Source organism: Photorhabdus kayaii, assembly GCF_025384895.1.
Taxonomy (GTDB): Bacteria; Pseudomonadota; Gammaproteobacteria; order Enterobacterales; family Enterobacteriaceae; genus Photorhabdus; species Photorhabdus kayaii.
In genome coordinates, this window is the sequence record NZ_JAJAFZ010000145.1 from 1 (window position 1) to 2888 (window position 2888).

5 protein-coding genes are annotated in these 2888 nt (G+C 36.4%); all 5 read left to right on the plus strand.

The features are described 5' to 3' along the window. Window positions 1-357 precede the first annotated feature (357 nt). Window positions 358-669, plus strand: a complete 312-nt coding sequence (locus tag LGZ98_RS23285; RefSeq protein ID WP_113042102.1) for a YjeO family protein — start codon at window positions 358-360, stop codon at window positions 667-669. 270 nt (window positions 670-939) lie between these two features. After that, the gene (locus LGZ98_RS23290; protein WP_113042101.1) at window positions 940-1419 is read left to right on the plus strand and encodes an Hcp family type VI secretion system effector; all 480 of its coding nucleotides are present in this window, start codon (window positions 940-942) and stop codon (window positions 1417-1419) included. A 2-nt stretch (window positions 1420-1421) separates the two neighbouring features. Further along, a complete protein-coding gene (locus LGZ98_RS23295) occupies window positions 1422-2291 on the plus strand; it encodes an RNase A-like domain-containing protein (RefSeq protein WP_113042100.1) in 870 nt (289 codons plus the stop codon). Window positions 2292-2308: 17 nt separating this feature from the next. Continuing rightward, entirely contained in the window at window positions 2309-2602 is a 294-nt protein-coding gene (locus LGZ98_RS23300) for a contact-dependent growth inhibition system immunity protein (protein WP_113042099.1), read from the plus strand. Between the two features lie 126 nt (window positions 2603-2728). Then, window positions 2729-2888: contact-dependent growth inhibition system immunity protein (locus tag LGZ98_RS23305; protein WP_262978679.1), on the plus strand; the 160-nt coding region annotated here is incomplete at its 3' end.

Sequence of the window (2888 nt, forward strand, 5' to 3'; positions counted from 1 at the left end):
GGAGCATAGATAACTATGTGACCGGGGTGAGCGAGTGCAGCCAACAAAGAGGCAACTTGAAAGATAACGGGTATAAATTTATTTAAGAAAAGGAAACACAACATATGCAACGCCTTCACTATACGGCAGATAAACTCAGATCCCCCTGTTTTGGCACCACCGATTTCATACGTTATAAATGGCTATCCAACAATCTACATGATGTAAATAGTCAAAATTATTTATGGGCACATGGGATACCCCATGTACAATACAATAAGAAATTAATAACAAAATCTGCCCATCCCCAAAAAACACCTGTTTTATTATTTGCAGGATTAAAACCAAGACAACGCATTTAATCGTGAGAATTTCATAATGAGCAAATCAGCTATAGCTTTAAATATCACTTATGCTATCTTTTGTGCGTTATTTATATATATGATGTCATACTTAGAAGAAGAGTATTATATCGGTGGTCAGGATATAGATAATCTCTGTACTGTTTACAGAGAGCTGATAGATGGTAATCGCGATGTATTTGCTCCAACATGCTTACTGATTATGTCACCCTTAATTTATGCAACCGTGAAGAAAAGATTCAAATCACTTTCTCTTAATGTCATTACATTTGCTTTGCTAGGATACTGGATGTGGCGGTTTTTTATCAGATTAATCGTATGCGTTTAGGATAGTTTCAAATTATTCGGGTAGCGGCCACTGGGTGTTACCTGAATGTCAACTCACGCTATGCGATTGTTATAAATACGACACCTTGAACAGTTCAGATTTTTACGTTCCTCTTAATACTCTGATGCTATCTTCATTGAGTTCTTTTTTCATTTTGATAGTTTAAATTATCCTTATAAATGTAAATTATCTTAAATTTATAAATTTTTGATTGCTTTTTGCACACACCCTACAGCAGGATAAAAAAAGCACATTAGAGGAGCAACCAGTATGGCAAATATCATTTATCTAACATTGAAAGGCAAAAAACAGGGGTTGATCTCCTCTGGCTGCGGCTCCTTAAACTCCATAGGAAATCATTACCAGCACGGTCATGAGAATGAGATTTTTATTTACTCGCTTCAACATTTAATGACAAGGGAACAACACGTATCCCATCATCCGGTTATGGTAGTAAAACCCATCGATAAATCTTCGCCTTTATTGGCGCGAAGCTTCGATGACAATGAAGAGCTGGAATGTTTATTTGAAAATTATCGCACATCACTAACCGGAGGATTAGAAAAAAACTATTCTATCAGGCTAGGCCACGCCTTGATATCCAGCATAAAAAGCAATTATCCGCATTCCAGAGATAATAATGCTGGCATACCACAGGAAATCATCTGTTTTACTTACAAAGATATCACGTGGAACAATCTTGCTTGTTCAACCGGTTCTTATAGCTTCTGGGATGACAGGATTTATTGACGATGAATAATGCCGCTTATTTAACTGATACTCCCGTTGATTCAGAATCTGAGAATGGATTACGAATTGTTTTATCACCTGTGCAACTTGCGGCGATCCTGTCGGATAATACCATTACCGAGGAAGAGACCTGGAGTAACAGAATATTAGGTGGAGCGAGTTTAGCGGCAGGAGTCGTTGAACTGATTGGCGCTGGCGCTCTTTGTCTAGCGCCCGATCCTTCAACCCTAACTAAAGCTGCCTGTGTTATTATCGGCGCACACAGCCTTGATGTAATGAATGCTTCTGCCAGTCAAATAATTACCGGCAGAGAAACCACGACGGAAACTTATCGCGAGGCGGTAAATTTAGCAAAAGAATTTGGGGCTGATGATTACACCGCTTCTGAAATAGGGCTTACTGTCGATATTGCTGTACCATTGTCATTTGCTTCAATAGCGGGCGCAGTTAGAGTTGCCTCTGTACGAGTAGGACGAATTAAGTTAATTGAACATGAATCGCCTACAGGTTTAAAACCGGGTGGACATACTTTGGCTAAACATGTTGGGTTATCAGAGCAGGAGTTAAGGGCTAGAATACTAAACAGTAAAGGAAGATTAAAAGAAGCAAGTACATTTTACAATCAAGATGTGGCAGAGAAAGTGATTTCAAAAGCCTTAAAAAATAATCAGATAAAAATAACCACCTTACTAAAACATACTCCAAAAGGAGTAAAACAAGAGATAGAATATGCTTCAAGTACACCTGTTGGTTTTGGCCTTGTTAATGGCTCTCAAAATATACAAAAATTATATAAAGTTAGAATAGTTTTAATCCATTCCGAATTTAATGGTAAACTGTATTATATATTAACAGCGTTCCCAGCATACTAAAATCTTAGGAAATAAAAATGGAACTAAATCGTTTAATGTTTGCTTATTTCAATCAAGACTATGACATAATATCTGGCCCTGAGCTTGATGATGTCATAAATGACTACCTTGATACCACGAATGAAGCAATGAAGAAAGAATTAATAGAGGAAATAGAGTCTCTTATCCATAATTCAGAAAATATAGAGAAAGACTTTCAAACTCTCTATTCTAGTTCTAGCTTTTGCCCTAAATTATGGGATACCACAGCATTTGAATTTCTAAAATATGTATCAAAAAGAACAAAAAATTATCTGGATAAAGGCAAGTAACTAAAAATTTTTTCACATAGCAACAAACAAGGAAGTTTAATAAATAAGAATGGTTTATATATTTCAAGTAATTCTATTGATTTCGGTTACCAGGAGATCTCAATAATATGAAAGGCCACAATTAAAATGACCGGACAATATCCATTTCTAGATATTTTAATGCATGCTTACTTTAATCAGGACTTCGATATAATATCAGGTCCCGAGCTTGATGATGTTATCAATGATTTTCTTCATGTCGCAACTCTGGGAATGATAAAAGGGTATATACCCGTCATCTTCATGT